Raw genomic sequence first — 18,463 nt, forward strand, 5'->3', positions numbered from 1 at the left:
TCTCGGCGAATGGCCCGGCGTGGCTCCTGCGTGACCGGTATTCCACGACGGCCGAAGGGGTGAGGCCCGGGGGACACGTACGCACCGACCGCTTCCGTCTTCGATGGTGCCACGAGTGGTGTTTCCGTGTCTTCACACCGTTCTCCGGGCATGGCGGGGCAGAAGGGTGATACCGGCGGGTAGTGCCGGTGTTCGCCTGTCCCCGGCCGGGTTCTCCGGGTTGCCCGGCCCGGTGGCCGCCACGACGATCGAGTCACGGGGCGGGCCGAGCGGGGGAGTAGCGGTGGCGGCGAGGGTTCGGGACCTGACCGAGGTGTGGACCGCGCTGACCGCGAGGCCGAGGGCGCAGCTGCTGCTGGCCGTTCCGCTGTCGCTGTGGGTGCTGGCGTGGGTTTGCGGGCAGTTCGTCGAGGGCGGGGCGCAGTGGTCTCCGCTGGATGTCGTGCGCTCGGTGACCGGGCGCTTCGGTTCTCCGGACCCGGACTGGCTCGCGGCGGTCTCGGCGTGGCTGCGCGATCCGGTCCACCGTGGACTGCTCGGCTGGTTCGCGGTGGCGGCGGGGCTGCTGTGGGCGGCGACGAGCGCTCGGGCGCAGGCTCCGGCACTGCTCGGCTGGTTCGTGCTGATGGTGGCCGGCGAGGGCCTGGGCTACAGCCCCGCGTTCGGGCGGGCGGCGGCGGCGTTCCTCGGGTTCGTCACCCTGCTGGCCGTGCTTTCGACACCCAATCGTGGCCGGATGGTCGTCCGGCGGGTCAGGTTGTTGCCCAGGGACGTGCTGCGGGCGGGGGTGGTCGCGGCGGCGCTCTCGCTGCTGGTGCCCCTGCTGGCGCCGGGCCTGGCGCTGTCGCGGCTGCTGCGGCCGTACCTGACCAGGCCCGCGCGGCCCGATCCGAGCCGGTTGGGGGTCGCCGCACCGGGTGTCATCCCGCCTCCTCGGATCGAGGGACGAGGACGTGAAACAACGGTCACGTCTCCGCCACGTCACGGTCGTGGGCGTGCTCCGATGTCCGAGTGACAACGATCATGGCACGTAATCATCCCGGCGAGCTTGGTCACGGTGGGTCTACCAGCAATAATGGGCGAGCGTCACGCTAAGTCCGTCCGGCGTCCCCCGAACGGACGATGGCAGATGCTTTCTTGAATTGATTACGTTTGCTCGGCGACGGGGTGTAATTGATGCCCGGCGCGATGCTGGTGTGGGTGGAAAGTCGAAGCGGGGTCGACTTGCCGGTAATTTCCCAACGGCGTTGTGCTGTGCGCTTTTAAGGGTCCTCACCAGGGATTATTAGAAGAGTTACGCCTCGAGCACCCAAAGTGTGTGGCGTGGACCACTGAGGTGAAAAAGTGACATCGGTTCTGCCTGGGACATCAAAATCGAATACATCGTTTCATGACAACCCCGCGTTACAACTTCCGAAAAGTACACTCGGTTGGGAACAGCGCTACCAGCGGTCGGTGATCGCCAGTGACTTCTGCGCGATCGTGGTCGTGAACACTCTTGTGGCCGTGGGGACGGTCATGAGCGGTAGCGCCGCGTACTCACCGCGCTGGGCGGCTTCACTCGCTGGGGGAGCGGGTCTGGTCGCGATGGTCATGCTGTCGCTGTCCAGGGCGTGGGACGTCCGGGTGCTGGGACAGGGCCCGGAGGAGTTCCGCAGGGTCGGTCGGGCCGTCGTGATCGCGATGCTCGCGCTGTCGGTCGTGGCGCTCGCGCTGCGGCTGGACGAGCTGCGGCCGTGGGTCTTCGTCGGCATGCCCGCGCTCGCGGTGACCGCCGTGAGCCAGCGCTTCCTCTTACGGAAGGTGCTGCACGCGCGCCGCAGGGACGGCAGCTGCCTGCTCCCGGTGCTCGCGGCGGGGACCGTGGAGGCCGTGCAGGACCTGATCCGGCGGACCAGGGCCGACTCGCACCTGGGCTGGCGCGTGGAGGCGGTCTGCACGCCGACGGGGCTGGGCGTCGGCAACATCGCCGAGGTCGACGGCGTCCCGGTGGTGGGCAACCTGGACGAGCTGGTCGAGCGCACGCGTCTCGGCGGGTACCGGGTGGTGGCGGTGGCGCCCGCTCCCGAGTGGACCCCCGACCGGGTGCAGCGGCTGGCATGGGACCTGGAGGGCGGCACCGCCGAACTGGTGGTCACGCCCGCGCTGATGGAGGTCGCGGGCCCGAGGCTGCACGTCGCGCCGGTGTTCGGCCTGACGATGCTCTGGGTCAGCGCGCCCACCTTCAGCGGCATCCCGCGCCTGTTCAAAGCCGTGATGGACCGGGTGGGAGCGCTGGTGCTGACGCTGCTGGCCGCGCCGGTGCTGCTGCTCATCGCGGCGGCGATCAAGCTCGACGACGGCGGCCCGGTGTTCTACCGGCAGAGCCGGGTGGGCCGGGGCGGCACGGCCTTCCCGATGCTCAAGTTCCGCTCGATGGTGGTGGACGCGCACGCGATGAAGCCCGGTCTCGCCTCGGCGAACCAGGGGTCCGGCCCGCTGTTCAAGATGCGCCGCGACCCCAGGGTGACCAGGGTCGGGGCCGTGCTGCGCCGCTACTCCCTGGACGAGCTGCCCCAGGTGCTCAACGTGCTGTTCGGCTCGATGTCGCTGGTGGGGCCGAGGCCGCCACTGGCGGAGGAAGTCGCCAGCTACGGCCAGGACGCGCGGCGCAAGCTGCTGGTGAAGCCGGGGATGACGGGGTTGTGGCAGGTCAGCGGCCGCAGCGACCTCTCGTGGGAGGAATCGGTCCGGATCGACCTGCGCTACGTCGAGAGCTGGTCGTTGTCCATGGACCTGGTGATCTTGTGGAAAACGGTGTCGGCGGTTGTCGGCGGCAAGGGAGCGTACTGAGCATGAGCACGACCAGCCTGACCAGCGCGGTCGACCGAGTGAGCCCGGTCAGCGGCGGACTGTCGTGCCGCCTCTGCGGCGCGCGGGAGCTGCACAGCGTGCTGGACCTGGGCGCGAGCCCGCCGTGCGAGCTGTTCCTCACCGAGGCCCAGCTCGACGAGCCGGAGCCGACCTACCCGCTGCACCTGCGGGTGTGCGCGCAGTGCCTGCTCGCCCAGCTGCCGCCGCTGATCAAGCCCGAGGAGACCTTCACCGAGTACGCCTACTTCTCCTCCTTCTCCACCTCGTGGGTGGAGCACGCGCGCCGGTTCGTCGAGACCGCGACGCGGCGGATCGGGCTCGGCCCGGACTCCTTCGTCGTGGAGGTGGCCAGCAACGACGGCTACCTGTTGCAGCACGTGGTCGCGGCGGGCATCCGCTGCCTGGGCATCGAGCCCTCGGTCAACGTCGGTGACGCGGCGCGGGAGAAGGGCGTCCCGACCGTCACGGAGTTCCTGGCGCCGGACTCCGCCGGCCGGGTCCGCGCGCAGCACGGCGCCGCGAACCTGGTGGTGGCGAACAACGTCTACGCGCACATCCCGGACGTGCTGGGCTTCACTCAGGGGCTGCGCGAGCTGGTCGCCGACGACGGCTGGGTGTCGATCGAGGTGCAGCACCTGCTGACGCTGATCAAGCACACCCAGTACGACACGATCTACCACGAGCACTTCCAGTACTACACCGTCGCTTCCGCGCAGCGTGCGCTCGCGGCGGGTGGTCTCGAACTGGTCGACGTGGAGCTGGTCCCGACGCACGGCGGCTCGATCCGCTTGTGGGCCAGGCCGTTCGGCACGGGCTCGACGCCGACCGCCGCGGTCGAGGAGGTGCTGGCGGAGGAGCGCGCGGCCGGGCTGCACGACGTCAGCGGCTACGGGCAGTTCAGCCAGGCCGTGCAGCGCTCGCGGTGGGAGCTGATGGCCTTCCTCATCGAGGCCGCTGAGCAGGGCAAGACCGTCGTGGGCTACGGCGCGCCGGGCAAGGGCAACACGCTGCTGAACTACTGCGGCGTCCGCCCCGACCTGCTGCGCTACACCGTGGACCGCAATCCCTACAAGCACGGCAGGTACACGCCGGGCACCAGAATCCCGATCCTGCCGGTCGAGCAGATCGCGGAGGACCGGCCCGACTACGTGCTGATCCTGCCGTGGAACCTGCGCGAGGAACTGACCGAGCAGCTGAGCTACGTCGGCGAGTGGGGCGGACAGCTCGTCTTCCCCGTTCCGACTCTGGAGATCGTCGAGGTCGCCCGATGAAGGTCGTTCTGTTCTGCGGCGGGTACGGGATGCGGATGCGCACCGGCTCCGCCGACGACCTGCCCAAGCCGATGCACCCGGTGGGCCCGCGCCCGCTGCTGTGGCACGTGATGCGCTACTACGCGCACTTCGGCCACACGGACTTCGTGCTGTGCCTGGGCTACGGCGCGCAGTACATCAAGGACTACTTCCTGAACTACTCCGAGGCGGCGTCCAACGACTTCGTGCTCCGCGAGGGCAAGGTCGAGCTGCTGTCCTCCGACATCAGCGACTGGACGATCACCTTCGTCAACACCGGGCAGGACTCGCCGATCGGTGAGCGGCTGCGCCGGGTGCGCCACCTCGTCCAGGACGAGGAGATGTTCCTGGCCAACTACGCCGACGTGCTCACCGACGCGCCGCTGGACGACATGGTGGCGCGCGTGCGCGAGACCGGCGCGGCCGCCTCGATGATGGTCGTCCCGCCGCAGCAGTCCTTCCACTGCGTGGAGGTGGGCGAGGAGGGCAAGGTCTCCGGTATCACCGCGGTGAGCAGCCTGCCGCTGTGGGAGAACGGCGGCTACTTCGTGCTGCGCCCCGAGGTCTTCGACCACCTGCCGCGCAACGGCGACCTGGTGGAGGACGGCTGCGGCGCGCTGGCGGAGCAGGGCAAGCTGATCGCCTACCAGTACAAGGGTTTCTGGCAGCCCGCCGACACCGTGAAGGAGCGCGCGGCACTGGAGCGCGGCTACGCCTCGGGTGACCGGCCGTGGATGCTGTGGGACCGCGAGGACGAGCGTGGCGACGTTCTGGACGGGGTGCGCTGAGTGATTTCCCTTGTGCCGGAACAACTCGGCAGCGTGGTCGTGCTCGGCGCGCACTGCGACGACATCGCGATCGGCGCCGGTGGCACGTTGCTGGCCGCCTGCGCCGCGTCGCCGGGACTGCGCGTCACCGCGCTCGTGCTCAGCGGCGGTGGCACCAAGCGGGAAGAGGAGGAGCGTGCCGCACTGGAGGCATTCTGCCCGGGGGCGGAGCTGGACGTCGAAGTGCTCGACCTGCCAGACGGACGGATGCCCGCCCACTGGGACCGGGCGAAGCAGGCCCTGGAATCCTTGGCGCGCAAGGTGTCCCCGGACGTCGTGATCGGCCCGGCCAAGCACGACGCGCACCAGGACCACCGGACGCTCGCGCAGCTGGTGACCACGGCCTTCCGCGATCAGCTCGTGCTCGGCTACGAGATCATCAAGTGGGACAGCGACCAGGTGCAGCCGGGGGCCTTCGTGCCGCTCGCCGCCAGCGTGGCGCTGCGCAAGGCGGAGCTGCTGGACGCCCACTACCCGTCGCAGCGCGGGCGGGACTGGTTCGACGCGGAGACCTTCCTCGGGTTGGCGCGGATGCGCGGTGTGCAGTGCCGCGCCCGCTACGCCGAGGCGTTCTTCGTGGACAAGGTGGTGCTCGGTTGGGGAGAGGGATGAGTTCGATGCGTGTCCTGTTGACCGGACACCAGGGGTACCTGGGCAGTGTGATGGCGGTGCGCCTGGCGGAGGCCGGTCACGACGTCGTCGGGCTGGACTCGGGGCTGTTCGCGGACTGTGTGCTCGGGCCGAACCCGGCCGACCCGCCGACCATCGCGGTGGACCTGCGCGATGTGACCGTGGAGCAGTTGGCGGGCTTCGACGCCGTCATCCACCTCGCGGCGCTGTCCAACGACCCCCTCGGTTCCCTCGCGCCGACGCTGACCTACGACATCAACCACTTCGCCTCGACGCGGCTGGCCAAGCTCTCGCGCGAAGCCGGAGTGCGTCGTTTCCTCTACGCCTCAACGTGTTCGGTGTACGGCGCGGCGGGTGAGGACCTGGTCGGCGAGGACGCTCCGCTGCGCCCGGTGACGCCGTACGCGGAGAGCAAGGTGCGGGTCGAGGACGACCTGGTGCAGCTCGCCGACGACGACTTCACCCCGGTTTTCCTGCGCAACGCCACGGCTTTCGGCTTCTCGCCGAGGCTGCGCGCGGACATCGTGCTGAACAACCTCGTGGGTCACGCGGTGCTCAGTGGCGAGGTGCGCGTGCTCTCCGACGGCACGCCGTGGCGTCCGCTGGTGCACGCCGCCGACATCGCCGACGCGTTCCTGGCCGCGCTCGTGGCTCCGCGCGAGTCCGTTCACTGCCGTGCCTTCAACGTGGGAATGGCGGAGAACAACCTCACGGTCGCGCAGATCGCCGAGGCCGTCGTGGAGGCGGTTCCGGGCTCCAAGCTCGTGATCACCGGGGAGGCGGGCGCCGATCCGCGCTCCTACCGGGTGGACTTCGCCCGCATCACCGAGCACCTGCCCGCCTTCGTTCCGCAGTGGACGGTCGCGGCGGGCGCGGTGGAGCTGCACTCCGCCTACGTGGAGCACGGGCTGACCGAGCAGGCGTTCACCAAGCGGTTCACCCGCCTGGCGAGGCTGGCCGACAGGCAGTCGGCTGGCAGCCTCGCCGACGACATGCGTCCGGTGGGTGCGCGCGTTCTGTGAGGGAACTACTCGCGTCGGGACGCCGCTGCCCAAGAACCCGCGGCGGCGTCCCTGGCGCTGATCAACTCGACCTCGGCGGGCCAGGCGATGGCCAGGTCGGGGTCGTCGTGGCGAACGGCCACGTCCTCGGTCGCGTCGTGCGGCCGGTCGATGCGGTAGCACACGTCTGCCCAGTCGCTGAGCACCTGGAAGCCGTGCAGCAGCCCCGGCGGCACGTAGAGGTGCCGGAAGGTGTTGTCGTCCAACAGGAAAGCCTCGTGCTTGCCGAAGCTCGGCGAGTCCGGCCGCGCGTCGACGAGCACGTCGTGCACGGCTCCCCGAGCGCAGCGCACGAGCTTGGCCTCGCCGCGCCCGGAGCGCCCGTGCATGCCGCGCAGCACGCCTCGGCGGGACCGCGACTGCGAGTCCTGCGTGAAGGCGCCGGGGTCGAGCCCGTGCGCGCGGGCGATCTCGGTGTCGAAGGTCCGGGTGAACAGTCCTCGGTCGTCGTGGTGCGGGGTGGGCGTGAACACCAGCACCCCGGGCAGCGACGTCGTCTCAACCAGCACGCGGACATCTTCGCGCCTACCGGTTTCGTTACGGCTTTCACCCGGTTCAGCAGGGGTGTAGCGAATCCGGTCACCCGCGCGATGGGGCCGATGAACGGCCTTGCGAGGGAGTGGTGATGAGCGAACCTGTGTGCCGCGCGTGCGGGGGCCACAACGGGCAGATCGTGCTCGATCTCGGCCGCCAGCCGGCCTCGGACCACTTCCCGCGTCTGGTGGAGCCCGGGCCCGACGCCCGGCACCCGTTGCAGATGTGGCTGTGCGCCGACTGCGGTCTCGCGCAGCTGCTGAGCGACCCGACGGTGCCGGAAGAGCCCAAGGGCGCCGAGCCCGCCGCGCTGGTCGCTCAGGCCCGCGACGCCGTGCACCGGGTGTCCCGGGCCGGACTGCTGCCGACGGGCGCCCGCGTCGCGGAGTACGGCAGCCCGCACGGCGGTAGCTGGCTGGGCATGTTGCGCGCCAACGGGTTGCACCCGGTCCGCGACGGCGACCAGGCCGAGGTCATCCTGGACTGCTTCGGGATGATGCACTGCCCCGACCAGGCGGCGGCGGTCGCCGAGCGCGCCGGGCGGCTCACCGAGGACGGCGTGCTGCTGATCCAGTACCACTCGCTCGCCACGATCATCCGATGTGGACAGTGGAACGCGTTGCGGCACGGGCACTACGCGTACTACTCGACCACCGCGCTGATCACCATGCTGGCCGCGGCCGGGCTGCGCCCGCGCACCGCGTGGACCTTCGACCTCTACGGCGGCACGGTGCTGCTGGCCGCCTCCAGGACGGGGGAGCCCGACGACATCGTGCGCGCGCTGCTCGCCGAGGAGACGGCGATGAGGATCACCGAGCCGAACCGGCTGCGGGTGCTCCAGGACGAGGCCGCCGCGACCGCCGACGCGCTCCGCCGCTACCTCACCGAGCAGCGGCAGGCCGGGCGGCGGGTGTACGGCTACGGGGCCGCCTCGCGCGCGGTCGCGCTGCTGTGCCGGGCCGGGATCGACAGCGTGCTGCTGCCCGCCATCGCCGACGCCGCGCCCGCCAAGCAGAACCGCCGGATGCCCGGCAGCGGCATCCCGGTGATCTCGCCCGCCGAGCTGGTCTCGGCCGAGCCCGACGAGGTCCTGCTGTTCCTGCCCGACCTGGCGACCGAGGCCAGGACCGCGTTACCGCAGATCGAGGCTGGGGGCGGGCGATGGGTGATCGCCGAACCGCGCCCCGACCCGCTCGCCCCCCTGTCCGTCGCCTGAGTCTGGGATCAGCCATGGAGAACAAGGTTTCCCCCCGCACCGCGCCGTCGCTCACCGGCCGCGCGGCCGCCCCCGTCGCCATCGGCCTTCCGGTGTACAACGGCGAGCCGTACATCCACGAGGCGCTGGAGTCGCTGCTCGGCCAGACCGGCGTCGACTTCGAGGTGCACATCGCCGACAACTGCTCTGACGACGGCACCGAGGACCTGTGCCGCGAGCTGGCCGCGCGGGACGAGCGCGTCGTCTACCACCGGCGTTCGCGCAACGTCGGCGTGACCGCGAACCACAACCTGCTCGTCGACGAGGTCCGCAGCCCGTACTTCACCTGGGCGGCCTCCGACGACGCCTACCGGCCGGACCGGCTCGTCAAGCTCTACGACGCGCTGCGGCAGCGGCCGGAGGCGGTGCTGTCGTTCAGCTCGGCCACGCAGATCGGCAGCGACGGCGAGGAGGTCGGCTCCTGGGACGACGTCTGCGACACCGGGCACGCCGACCCGATCAGCAGGCTGCGCGACCTGATCGCCATGCAGCACGAGAACTACCACTGCTACGGCCTCTTCCGCCGCGAAGCGCTGCGCAGGACCCAGTTGCTGCCGCCGGTGAAGAACAACGACCGCATCCTGGTCGCCGAGCTCGCGCTGCACGGGCCGTTCGTCGAGGTGCGGGAGCGGCTGCTGCTGCACCGGCTGCACGAGCGGCGGCTCACCCAGTGCACCTCGCAGCGCGAGTGGTACCGGACCCAGCGGACCGACGACCGCAAGGTGATCCTGCCCAACGTGGAGGAAGCCGGTTGGTACCTCCGGGCGGTTCGCCGGTCGCCCCTGTCCATCGCGGACCGCGGTCGTGCCATGCTCGCCCTGCACCCGTGGTTCCGGGCGAACGCCGTGCCGATGGCGCGCAACGTGGCCAAGGCGGCGGTCGAGGGCGCTCGGCTGGCGGCCGGCGGCCGAACGCGCTCCTGAGACCCGACCGAAGTCGCACCAGTCATGAAGCTATCGGAGAAACTACTGTGGACGCTCTGGACTTGCTGCGGACGCTGCGCAGGCGGTGGGCACTGGCCGCCGTGCTGGCCGTGGGGCTGGCCGCCCTGCTGACCAGCGTGGCCTTCGTCGTCCCGCAGCAGTACCGGGCCAACGCCAGCATGCTCGTGCTGCGCGCGCACAGCGGTGAGGACCGCAACCCCTTCGCCGCCGTCGACCCCGCGCAGGGGCAGGCCGCGATCCTGCTCCTGAAGGTGGTGAACACGCCGCCGATGCGGCAGCGCATGGTCGCCCAGGGCGCCACCGCTGAGCTGGAGATCTCCAACGAGGGCAGTGGCACGGTCGCGGCGGACAGCCCGTTCATCACCGTCGTGGCGACCGGGAAGACCCCGGAATCGGTGCGCACCACCGTGGACGTCGCCATGCGCGAGCTGCGCGCTGAACTCAAGCGCAGGCAGGACGAGATGCGCGTGCCCGCCGAGGGCCAGCTGAGCCTGACCGTGATCGTCGGGCCGGAGACCATCACCACCACGCGCTCCGAGCAGCTGCGCGCGCTCGCGATCAGCGGTGGCGTCGGTCTTGTCCTGCTGCTGGCGATCGTGGTCATGGTGGACCGGGCGCAGCAGCGGCGCGCCCGCGTGCCGTTCGCACTGGCCCGCAAGCAGGAGGACGGCGAGCCCGAGCCGGTCGACCCCGCCCCGTCGGTGCAGCTGGCCGCCGAGCGCTCCGCCGCGGCGCGCGCCGCGGTGGCCAGGGTCAGCCGCGGCGCGTCGATCGACCGCGAGACCGACGTGATGGGCATCCGCTACCAACAACGCGTCGAGGACAAGGCGAGCCGGTGACTCGTCACGCCCGTGACTCCGTGAGCGCCCGGTGATCGCCGGGGCCACCGAGCGGTTGGTGGCGATCCACCGCGCGGAGCGCCCGACGCCCCGATCCCGGCCGAAGCGGCGGAGCGCGCGCGAGTTCTTCGCGACCGTGCCCGCGCACTACGTCCTGGTCGCCTTCGCGGTGCTGCTGGCCTTGCCGCAGAACCTCGTGATCGCGGGCGTGGGCGGCTCGCTCACCCCCGCGCGCCTGGTCGCCGCGGTGTGCCTGATCTGGTGGGTCGTCGCGCGGGCCGCGGGGAACATGGGCGTGCGCGTCGCCGCGAACCCGGTGCGCGCCACGGTGCTCGGCGGGTCGCTGGTGCTCGTCGCGGCGCACGCGCTCGCGCTCGGGCTCGGGACCTCGCCGGAGCTGCTCGGTGGCGCCGACCGCGGCTGGATGCTCTACGCGCTGTGCGTCGGGGTGGCATTGCTGGCCTGCGACGGGCTCAGCGGGCTCGGCGCCCTGCGCGCGGTGCTCGGCGCGGTCGTGCTCGGCGTGACCCTCTCCGCGATCGCCGCGGTGCTGCACTTCGCGGTGAACATCGACCTGCGCGCGCTGATCTCGCTGCCAGGCATGGAAGTCCAGGGCATGGGCAAGGTCGACCTCGCGCGCGGAGGGCTCGAACGCGCGCTCGGCTTCGCCAACCACCCCATCGAACTGGCCGCCCTTTCGGCGTCGGCGATCCCGCTCGCGCTCTACCTGGGGCGGTTCGCGCGCTGGCGCCCGCTGTGGTGGGCGTGCGCTTTCGTGCTGGCGGCGGGCATCGTCGTCAGCATCTCCCGCACCGGGCTGCTCGGGCTCGCGATGATCGGCCTGTTCCTGTTGCCCCGCTCGGGTTTCGTGCGGTGGGCTGTGGGCGCGGTCATCGCGGCGGTGTTCGCGGCGCTGGCCATGACGGCGGAGCCGAAGCTGTTCGCGGTGATCAGCCAGACCGTTGCCAGCTCCAGCAACGACTACAGCGTCTGGAGCCGCCTCGCGGACTACGAGTACGTGCTGTCCCGGCTGGCGCAGCGGCCGTTCAGCGGTCAGGGCTTCGGCACCTACCTCGCCCCGCCGCAGCCCTACCTGGACAACCAGTACCTGTTCACCACCGTGGAGTCCGGCATCCCGGGTCTGCTCGTGCTGGTCGCGCTGCTGCTGGTGCCGGTGATCTCCGCGCGAGCGGCCTGGAACCGCTTGGGGCGCACGGGAACCATGCCCGAGCTACGCGACGCGGCATGGGCCGTCGGCAGCGCGATCGCGGTGGCGACCATGTGCTTCGCGACCTTCGACGCCCTGGCGTTCCCACAGTTCCAGGGCCTGACCTTCCTGTTGATCGGTATCGGGGGCGCCGTCGCGTCCTGGGAGCGAGCGGAGACTTCGCCATGAGACCACCGGTGCTGGTCGCCGTTGTCACCTACAACTCCTCCGCCGAGCTCCCCTCGCTGTTCGAGAGCCTTCCCGAGGCGCTGGCCGGGGTCCCGTCCTCGCGGGTGGTCGTCGCGGACAACGCCTCGTCGGACGGCAGCGCGGAGCTGGTCAGGCGGCTCTCGCCAACGGCGGAGGTCGTGGAGACCGGCGCGAACCTCGGGTACGCGGCCGGGGTGAACGCCTGCCTCTCCAGGGCGAAGGACGGCGAAGCGGTGCTCGTGCTCAACGCCGACGTGCGGTTGGAGCCGGGCTCCGTCGCCCGCCTGCTCGACGGCTTCGAGGACCCCGGCGTCGGCGTCGTCGTGCCCGAGGTGCGGCGTCCTTCCGGCGAGCCGGAACCGACGCTGCGCCGCAGACCGACACTCCTGCGCGTGCTCGGCGACTCGGTGCTGGGCCACCGGGCGACGGCGTTCCCGTTGCTGAGCGAGGAGATCCCGGTCGGCACCGATGAGCGGCCGGACTGGGCCAACGGCGCCATCCTGCTCCTCTCGCCGAAGGTGTGGCCGAGGATCGGCCCGTGGCGCGCCGAGCTCTTCCTGTACTCCGAAGAGGTCGACTACTGCCTTCGCGTTGGTGCCGCGGGCTGGTCGATCCGCCAGGTGTCCGGGGCTCGCGCCGTCCACCGCGGCGGTGAGGTCGCGACGGCTCCGGCGTTGTGGGCGCAGCTGGTCACCAACCGGGTGGTGCACGCGGCCCGCTGGAACAGCGCGACCGGGGCGCGGTGCGTGTGGGGTGCGCTGGTGCTCGCGCAGCTCGTGCGCCTGCCTTTGCGGCGTGGGACGCACAGTGCCGCCCTGCGCGCGTTGCTGGCTGGCCGTCGTGAGCTGCTCGCCGGCCGTCCGACCAATCCCGCCGCGCCGCGCGAGTTCGCCGGAGCGACGCGGTGAACCGGGACTACGGCTTGCTGCCGCCCGCGGCGAAGAAGTTCCTGCGCCGTGCGGTTGGCAGGTACGTGGTCGGCGAGCGGTGGTGGGCGGTGCGGTTCGCGAAGGAGCGCGCTGCGGCCGCCCGCGCCGAGCAACGCGAGGTCGCCCGTCTTGCCGCGACGCAAGGGCAGGTCGAGGCCCTGGTCACCGTCGTGGTGCCGACCTACCGGCGAGCCGACGGGCTCCGCGACGCCGTGCGCAGCGCGCTGGCGCAGACGGTGACCGACCTCGCGGTGGTCGTCGTGGACGACGGCGGCGGCGACATCGGTGACCTGCCACGGGATTCCCGGCTGACCGTGCTGCGGCTCGCCCGCAACCACGGCAGCCCGGGGCTCGCCCGCAACGTCGCGCTCCGACTGAGCCGCTCGCCGTACGTCGCGTTCCTCGACGACGACAACACGTGGCGGCCGAACCACCTGGAGACGGCGCTGCCCGCGCTGGAGTCGGCGGGGCTAGTCTACACCGACCTGCACCGCCGACGCCCCGATGAGTCCACTGTGGACGTTCTGGGACGCGACTTCGACCGCAGGGAGCACGCGGACAGCGCGTGGGTCGACGTCAACGCCGTCGTGGCCAGGCGAGCGCCCTGGCTGCGCTTCGACCCGTGGGCCAGGCCCCGCTGGGTCCACCCGAGAGAGGACTGGGAGTTCGTGCACCGCGTCTCAGCACGGTCGACCGTGACCCACCTGCCCGTCGTCACCGTGGACTACACGGTCCACGCGGGCAGCTACTTCAGCGACTGGTCGGCGGAGGCGCTCGGGTGAGCGGAGATCCCGCAGCGGCACCGGAGGCCCCCACCGCGCACGGTGGTCTCGCCGGCCGGTTCCGCCGAGGGCTGTGGCTGAGCCTGCTCAACACGCTGCTCTCCCGCGTCGGCACGTTCGTGATGGGCATCGTGCTCGCGCGCCTGCTCGTCCCCGAGGAGTTCGGCCTCTACGCGACCGCTCTGGTCGTGCAGGGCCTGCTGCTGGCGTTCAACGACTTCGGCGCCGCCGCCGCGGTGGTGCGGCGCTCCGGTGACGTCCGGCCGATGCTGCCGACGGCGTGGACGATCTCCGTCGTCGGCGGGGGGATCGCGTTCGCCGTCTGCGCGCTCAGCGCTCCCGCGCTGTCCACGGCGCTCGGCAGCCCGCACGCCACCGAGATCGTGCGGTTCCTCGCGATCAACGTGCTGCTGGACGGATTCGCCTGCGTCCCGGGCGCGATGCTCTCCCGCGAGCTGGCGCAGGCCCGCAGGCTCGTCGCCGACCTCACGGGCACCGTGGTGAACCTCGCTGTGACCGCCGTGCTCGCCTTCCTCGGGTGGGGCGCGTGGGCGCTGGCGATCGGACACGTCTCGGGCACCGCCGTCGTGGTGGTGCTGCTGTTCATCCTCAGCAAGCACTGGCCGCGCCTGGGTTTCTCCGCCGAGCACTTCAAGGAGGTCGGCGGCTACGGCGTCTCCGTGGTGGCGTCCTCGCTGCTGCTGATGCTCGCGCAGAGCGTGCCGCAGATGGTCACCGGCAGCGTGCTCGGAGCGACCGCGCTGGGCTTCTTCTACCTGGCCAGCAACGTGTCGAACTGGCCGGTGTCGATCATCTCCGGCACGGTCGAGCGGGTCGCCCTCGCGGTGTTCGCCCGCGCGCGCGACAACGGCAGCGACCTGGACCGGGCCTCCGGCGGGGTGATGGGGCTCGTCGGCGTCGCCGTGCTGCCCGGCGGGGTGGCGCTGGCCCTGCTGGCCGGTCCGCTCGTCGAGGTCGTCTACGGCCACCAGTGGATCCCGGCCGCGCTCGTGCTGAGCGGGCTGGCGATCGCCGCGATCGGCCGGGTCTTCGCCGACATGGCGCTCAACCTGCTGCTCGCCGTCGGCGCCCCGCTGTCCTCCGCGCTGATCCAGCTCTCCTGGCTGGTCGCCCTCGTGCCGACGACCGTGGCCGCCGCGCACCTGTGGGGGCTCGCCGGGATCGGCTGGGCGCAGGCCGTGGTGGCGCTGTTCGTCGCGGTGCCGGTGCACCTGTGGGGTCTGCGGCGGGCCGGGATCGGGATCGTGTCACTAGTACGGGGGATCGTGCCCTCGTTGCTGTCCGCTGTCGTGGTGGCGGTGGGCCTGGTCCTGATCCGGGTGTTCTCGACGAGTCCGCTACTGAGCGTCTCGCTCGGTGGCGCGTTCACCGCCGCGGTCATCGCGTACGGGTGGTTTCGGTTCCGCCACACCTTGGACTCGGCCCTGCTGCCCACCGGGTAGGAACGCGCGCTCCGACGTAGCATTTCCCCTGGTGAGAGGTGGTGGTTGAGGTGCGGGGACGCAAGGCTCGGTTACTGACCGCACTGGTGTCCGCGGCGGTGCTGCTGACCGCGTGCGGCACCGGTGGCGAATCGGCACCGCCGCCCGACCGCTCCGACCGCAGCTCCCAGCGAGCCCCGATCCCGGTGCCCAACCCGATGCGCCCCGGCACCTTCTTCTACGTCGACCCCGACGCCAACGTCGTCTCGTGGTTGCGGCGCAACGGCTCCGACGGCAGGGCGCCGACGATCGAGGAGCAGATCGCCAGGCAGGCGACCGCGCGCTGGATCGCCGCGGGCGATGACACCCGCAGCCGTGTTTCGAACTTCGTCTCCGGCGGCTACGCCAAGGGGCAGTTGCCCGTGCTGGTCGGCTACAACATCCCCAACCGCGACTGCGGCAGCCACTCGGCGGGTGGAGCCCGCTCCCCGGAGGACTACCTGAAGTGGATCGACGTGGTCGGCCGCGCGATCGGTGACCGGCCTGCGCTGCTCATCCTGGAGCCCGACGCCGTGATCCACCTGGAGTGCCTCGACGACGCGCAGCGCAAGGAGCGCACGCGGACCCTGACGGCCGCGGTGTCCGCCCTCAACCAGCTGGCCACCTCGACGTGGGTCTACCTCGACGGCGGCGACGGCGTCCAGAACCCGGCGGAGCGGGTGGCGGCCGGTCTGGTCGACTCCGGCATCGGCGCGGGCGCGCGGGGCTTCGCGGTCAACGTCTCCAACTTCAACAGCACCGAGGACGCGACCCGGTACGCGGGCAGGCTCAAGCAGATCCTCGCGACCAAGCACGGGATCGACGCGGGATTCGTCATCGACACCAGCCGCAACGGCAACGGCTCCGACGGGAACTGGTGCAACCCGGGTGGGCGCAGGCTCGGCGGGGCACCGCAGGTCGGCGGTCCCGGTGGCGCGGACGCGCTGCTGTGGGTGAAGCGCCCAGGGGAGTCCGACGGCAACTGCGGCATCGGCTCCGGCACCGACTCCGGGGCGTTCTACCCGGAGCTGGCCATGAAGCTCATCAACGGCGACTGATCGGTAACAACGTTCACGTGCGCGCCGTCGGTTCGCTAGCCTCGGCGGCATGAATGACCAGCCCGAGTTGCGGGTCGGCGATGTCGAGCGCGAGCAGATCGCCCAGTTGCTCAACCAGGCCGTCGGCGAGGGCCGGCTCACCCTGACCGAGTACAACGAGCGCGTCGGTCTCGCCTACGCCGCCCGCACCAGGGGCGAGTTGGACCTTGTCGTCGCGGACCTCCCCGTCGCCGCCCGCCGCCCCGCCGCAACGTCCCTGCCCGCCGTCCACGAGGGCGGCACCGGCAAGCGCCAGTGGGCCGTCGCGGTGATGAGCGGCGCCGTGCGCAACGGCCGCTGGCGGGTGGAGTCCGATGTCACCGCGTTCGCCATGATGGGCGGCGTGGAGCTGGACTTCCGCAAGGCGGTGCTCACCTCCAAGGTCACCACCATCACCGCCGTGGCGATCATGGGCGGCATCCAGATCACGGTCCCGCCCGGCGTGCGCGTTGAGGTCGGCGGCTTCAGCATCATGGGCGGCAAGGACGTCAACGTCGACGAGGACTCGGTGACCGCCGACTCGCCGACGATCCGCATCAACGGCTTCGCGCTCATGGGCGGCATCGAGATCGTCACCAAGCACCCCAAGCGCAAGCAGATCGACGACTGACCGCCGCACTCCGCCACCCTGGTGGTGAGGGGACTACGGCGCGAGCAGGGGGGTGGGGTTGGCGGTGGCGTTGTGGCGGGTGAGCCAGGTGGTGACGTCGACGGGGGACGGGGAAGTGCTGCCGGAGCGCCACTTGGCGATCACCGCGGCCGTTTCCGCTGGGCCGTCGGCGATGAGCCAGGGGCCGTCGGGGTCCACCGCGGCGGCGAGCTGAGGGGGCACCACGGAGGGGCGGCCGTGCTCGGCGGCCTCCAGCATCTTCACGCTGATGCCCGTGGACGCGCCGAATCGCGGTACCACCACGACGCCGACTGCTCGGTAGAAGTCGGCCTCCTCCTCGACGCGGCCGAGCGCGGTCACGTTGCGGTGACCCGCGTAGCTCTGGGTTCCGTTGCCCGCCAACACGTACGGCACGTCCTGGCCGAGCCGGTCCAGCTCCGCGCGCACGGGTCCGACCAGTGCCGCGAGCGCGCGCTCGTTGGGCGGCCAGCTCGCCTTGCCGATGAAGCCGACAGCTTCGGCCTCCGCCGAAATCGCCTGCGGCAGCAGGGGAAGCGGCAGGTGCGAAGCACCGATACCCCAGCCGCGCAGCACGTAGGCGTCAGTGCGCGACAGGGCGAAGACCTTGTCCGGCAAGGAAAGCAGCCGTCGTTCGGCGCGCGGGAGGCGCCAGGTCTCGCCCAGCAGGCGAAGCGGGCGCGGAGAGTGCTCCGCCGCGATCGTCGCCTCCACGTTGTGCGCGATGTGCGAGGCCACGGGCACTCCGGCCGCCTCGGCGAGCAGGAGGCCGGGCCAACCGCTGGTGATCACCTGACGGCCCACGGCGCGTTCCCGCAGCAGGGCCGCTGCCCGCCGCCATCCTGGGAAAACGGTGAACTTCCTGGCCAGGTAAGGCTCAGGGCTGGTCAGCATGCCCGCCGCGACGCGAAGCAGCCGAGCGCGGTCTCCGCGCACCTCCAACGGCACCGAGCCCGCGGAGTGGCACGGAACGCCCTCCTCGGTCCAGCTGCCCTCGTCGCCGGTCACGCACACCACGTCGACGTCGTGCTCCGCGCGCAGCACCGCGAGCAGGCGCCGGTCCACCCAGCCGCTGCCGCCGAGCGCGCGATTGCCCAACGGATACGTGGTCACAAAGCAGATCTTCACGCGCCCCTCCGAGGCCGAAGTCCGAGCCGCTGCGCCAGAACCCGGCCCAGGAACAGCGGGTTGCCCACGACGTAGCGCTGGAACAGCCGACGGGGTTCCCGCGAGAGCCGGTAGAGCCACTCGATCCCGGCGCGGCGCATCCACGCGGGAGCTCGCTCGACCTTGCCCGCGGTGAAGTCCAGGAAGGCGCCCACGGCAACACCCAACCTGGCGCCGGTCGCGGTGAGGTAGCGGTCCAGCCACAGTTCCTGCGCCGGGTTTCCCATCGCCACCACCAGGACCTCGGCGCCGCTGGCCCGGACGCGCCCGACGACGGCCTCCACGTCCTGCGAGAACCCGTGCTCCGCCCCCGCGATCTTCAGCCCGGGGATCGCCGCGGCCAGCTTCTCCCCGGCCGCATCCGCGATCCCGGCCTCGCCGCCGAGCAGGTACACCGAGACACCGCGATCGGCCGCCTCGCGCAGGATCTTCGGGGTGAAGTCGGTCCCGTTGAGATTGGCCGGGAAGGCATCGCCCAGCAGCTTCGCCGCGATGGCCAGGCCGGAACCGTCGTTGAGCACCAGCGCCGCGTCCTCCAGCACCCGCCGGTACCGGGCGTTCGCGCAGGCAACGTTCAGCGAGTGCGCGTTGGCGTAGGCGACGACCGAGGCCGATGGTCCCTCGAACAGCCGCTTGACTTCGGCGAGGGCCGCCTGCTCGGTCAGCTTGGCGACGCGCACACCGAGGATCGGCACGGTCGGGATGTCCGTTCGCATGTAACTATCTTGCC

General features: G+C 71.3%; 18 protein-coding genes. 15 read left to right on the forward strand and 3 right to left on the reverse strand.

Going from position 1 to position 18,463, the window contains the following annotated elements; genetic code table 11:
* The first annotated feature begins 283 nt into the window (after window positions 1–283).
* The 6 genes from CCN37_RS39975 (at window position 284) to CCN37_RS18670 (ending at window position 6,621) form a co-directional block, all read left to right on the forward strand.
* Complete coding sequence (locus tag CCN37_RS39975; protein WP_086822444.1) at window positions 284–1,015, forward strand: hypothetical protein; 732 nt, start codon at window positions 284–286, stop codon at window positions 1,013–1,015.
* A gap of 440 nt (window positions 1,016–1,455) precedes the next feature.
* The gene (locus CCN37_RS18650) at window positions 1,456–2,832 is read left to right on the forward strand and encodes a sugar transferase (RefSeq protein ID WP_246843128.1); all 1,377 of its coding nucleotides are present in this window, start codon (window positions 1,456–1,458) and stop codon (window positions 2,830–2,832) included.
* Between the two features lie 2 nt (window positions 2,833–2,834).
* A complete protein-coding gene (locus tag CCN37_RS18655; protein ID WP_086822450.1) occupies window positions 2,835–4,124 on the forward strand; it encodes a class I SAM-dependent methyltransferase in 1,290 nt (429 codons plus the stop codon).
* Window positions 4,121–4,930, forward strand: a complete 810-nt coding sequence (locus tag CCN37_RS18660; RefSeq protein ID WP_086822453.1) for a sugar phosphate nucleotidyltransferase — start codon at window positions 4,121–4,123, stop codon at window positions 4,928–4,930. The genes CCN37_RS18655 and CCN37_RS18660 overlap by 4 nt, the downstream gene beginning before the upstream one ends.
* Entirely contained in the window at window positions 4,931–5,581 is a 651-nt protein-coding gene (locus CCN37_RS18665) for a PIG-L deacetylase family protein (RefSeq protein WP_086822456.1), read from the forward strand.
* 5 nt (window positions 5,582–5,586) lie between these two features.
* Window positions 5,587–6,621, forward strand: coding sequence for an NAD(P)-dependent oxidoreductase (locus CCN37_RS18670; RefSeq protein WP_086822459.1), 1,035 nt, complete (start codon window positions 5,587–5,589; stop codon window positions 6,619–6,621).
* A gap of 5 nt (window positions 6,622–6,626) precedes the next feature.
* Here CCN37_RS18670 and CCN37_RS18675 read toward each other — a convergent pair whose 3' ends face one another.
* A complete protein-coding gene (locus tag CCN37_RS18675; RefSeq protein ID WP_086822462.1) occupies window positions 6,627–7,169 on the reverse strand; it encodes a dTDP-4-dehydrorhamnose 3,5-epimerase family protein in 543 nt (180 codons plus the stop codon).
* Between the two features lie 116 nt (window positions 7,170–7,285).
* Here CCN37_RS18675 and CCN37_RS18680 point away from each other — a divergent pair, with 116 nt between their 5' ends.
* The 9 genes from CCN37_RS18680 to CCN37_RS18715 are packed head-to-tail and all read left to right on the forward strand — an operon-like array spanning window position 7,286 to window position 16,548.
* Entirely contained in the window at window positions 7,286–8,410 is a 1,125-nt protein-coding gene (locus tag CCN37_RS18680) for a class I SAM-dependent methyltransferase (RefSeq protein ID WP_086822615.1), read from the forward strand.
* Window positions 8,411–8,424: 14 nt separating this feature from the next.
* Window positions 8,425–9,372: a glycosyltransferase family A protein gene (locus CCN37_RS18685; protein WP_168200731.1), complete on the forward strand. Its 948-nt coding sequence runs from the start codon at window positions 8,425–8,427 to the stop codon at window positions 9,370–9,372.
* Between the two features lie 47 nt (window positions 9,373–9,419).
* Complete coding sequence (locus CCN37_RS18690) at window positions 9,420–10,232, forward strand: hypothetical protein (RefSeq protein WP_086822468.1); 813 nt, start codon at window positions 9,420–9,422, stop codon at window positions 10,230–10,232.
* A 31-nt stretch (window positions 10,233–10,263) separates the two neighbouring features.
* A complete protein-coding gene (locus CCN37_RS39065; RefSeq protein WP_143261673.1) occupies window positions 10,264–11,628 on the forward strand; it encodes an O-antigen ligase in 1,365 nt (454 codons plus the stop codon).
* Window positions 11,625–12,557: a glycosyltransferase family 2 protein gene (locus CCN37_RS18695; RefSeq protein ID WP_168200732.1), complete on the forward strand. Its 933-nt coding sequence runs from the start codon at window positions 11,625–11,627 to the stop codon at window positions 12,555–12,557. Before CCN37_RS39065 ends, CCN37_RS18695 begins: the two co-directional genes overlap by 4 nt.
* Window positions 12,554–13,360, forward strand: coding sequence for a glycosyltransferase (locus CCN37_RS18700; protein ID WP_210408103.1), 807 nt, complete (start codon window positions 12,554–12,556; stop codon window positions 13,358–13,360). The genes CCN37_RS18695 and CCN37_RS18700 overlap by 4 nt, the downstream gene beginning before the upstream one ends.
* Window positions 13,357–14,823 (forward strand): lipopolysaccharide biosynthesis protein, encoded by a 1,467-nt coding sequence (locus CCN37_RS18705; protein ID WP_168200733.1) that lies wholly within the window; start codon window positions 13,357–13,359, stop codon window positions 14,821–14,823. Before CCN37_RS18700 ends, CCN37_RS18705 begins: the two co-directional genes overlap by 4 nt.
* A gap of 50 nt (window positions 14,824–14,873) precedes the next feature.
* Window positions 14,874–15,899 carry a glycoside hydrolase family 6 protein gene (locus CCN37_RS18710; RefSeq protein ID WP_143261674.1) on the forward strand — a complete coding sequence of 342 codons (1,026 nt, stop codon included), beginning with the start codon at window positions 14,874–14,876 and terminating at the stop codon, window positions 15,897–15,899.
* Between the two features lie 49 nt (window positions 15,900–15,948).
* Window positions 15,949–16,548, forward strand: a complete 600-nt coding sequence (locus CCN37_RS18715; protein WP_086822481.1) for a DUF1707 domain-containing protein — start codon at window positions 15,949–15,951, stop codon at window positions 16,546–16,548.
* 33 nt (window positions 16,549–16,581) lie between these two features.
* Here the strand turns inward: CCN37_RS18715 and CCN37_RS18720 are convergent, their stop codons facing one another.
* Both CCN37_RS18720 and CCN37_RS18725 read right to left on the reverse strand, forming a co-directional pair.
* The gene (locus CCN37_RS18720) at window positions 16,582–17,694 is read right to left on the reverse strand and encodes a glycosyltransferase (protein ID WP_086822484.1); all 1,113 of its coding nucleotides are present in this window, start codon (window positions 17,692–17,694) and stop codon (window positions 16,582–16,584) included.
* Window positions 17,691–18,449, reverse strand: a complete 759-nt coding sequence (locus CCN37_RS18725) for a WecB/TagA/CpsF family glycosyltransferase (RefSeq protein WP_086822487.1) — start codon at window positions 18,447–18,449, stop codon at window positions 17,691–17,693. Before CCN37_RS18725 ends, CCN37_RS18720 begins: the two co-directional genes overlap by 4 nt.
* Window positions 18,450–18,463 lie beyond the last annotated feature (14 nt).

This window comes from Allokutzneria sp. NRRL B-24872, from assembly GCF_002155965.1.
Classification (GTDB): Bacteria; Actinomycetota; Actinomycetes; order Mycobacteriales; family Pseudonocardiaceae; genus Allokutzneria.

Coding starts and splice junctions, on each gene's coding strand:
- CCN37_RS18655 (WP_086822450.1), top strand. CDS start 2,835: ATGAGCACGACCAGCCTGACCAGCGCGGTCGACCGAGTGAGCCCGGTC.
- CCN37_RS18660 (WP_086822453.1), top strand. CDS start 4,121: ATGAAGGTCGTTCTGTTCTGCGGCGGGTACGGGATGCGGATGCGCACC.
- CCN37_RS18670 (WP_086822459.1), top strand. CDS start 5,587: ATGCGTGTCCTGTTGACCGGACACCAGGGGTACCTGGGCAGTGTGATG.
- CCN37_RS18680 (WP_086822615.1), top strand. CDS start 7,286: ATGAGCGAACCTGTGTGCCGCGCGTGCGGGGGCCACAACGGGCAGATC.
- CCN37_RS18685 (WP_168200731.1), top strand. CDS start 8,425: ATGGAGAACAAGGTTTCCCCCCGCACCGCGCCGTCGCTCACCGGCCGC.
- CCN37_RS18695 (WP_168200732.1), top strand. CDS start 11,625: ATGAGACCACCGGTGCTGGTCGCCGTTGTCACCTACAACTCCTCCGCC.
- CCN37_RS18715 (WP_086822481.1), top strand. CDS start 15,949: ATGAATGACCAGCCCGAGTTGCGGGTCGGCGATGTCGAGCGCGAGCAG.
- CCN37_RS18725 (WP_086822487.1), bottom strand. CDS start 18,449: ATGCGAACGGACATCCCGACCGTGCCGATCCTCGGTGTGCGCGTCGCC.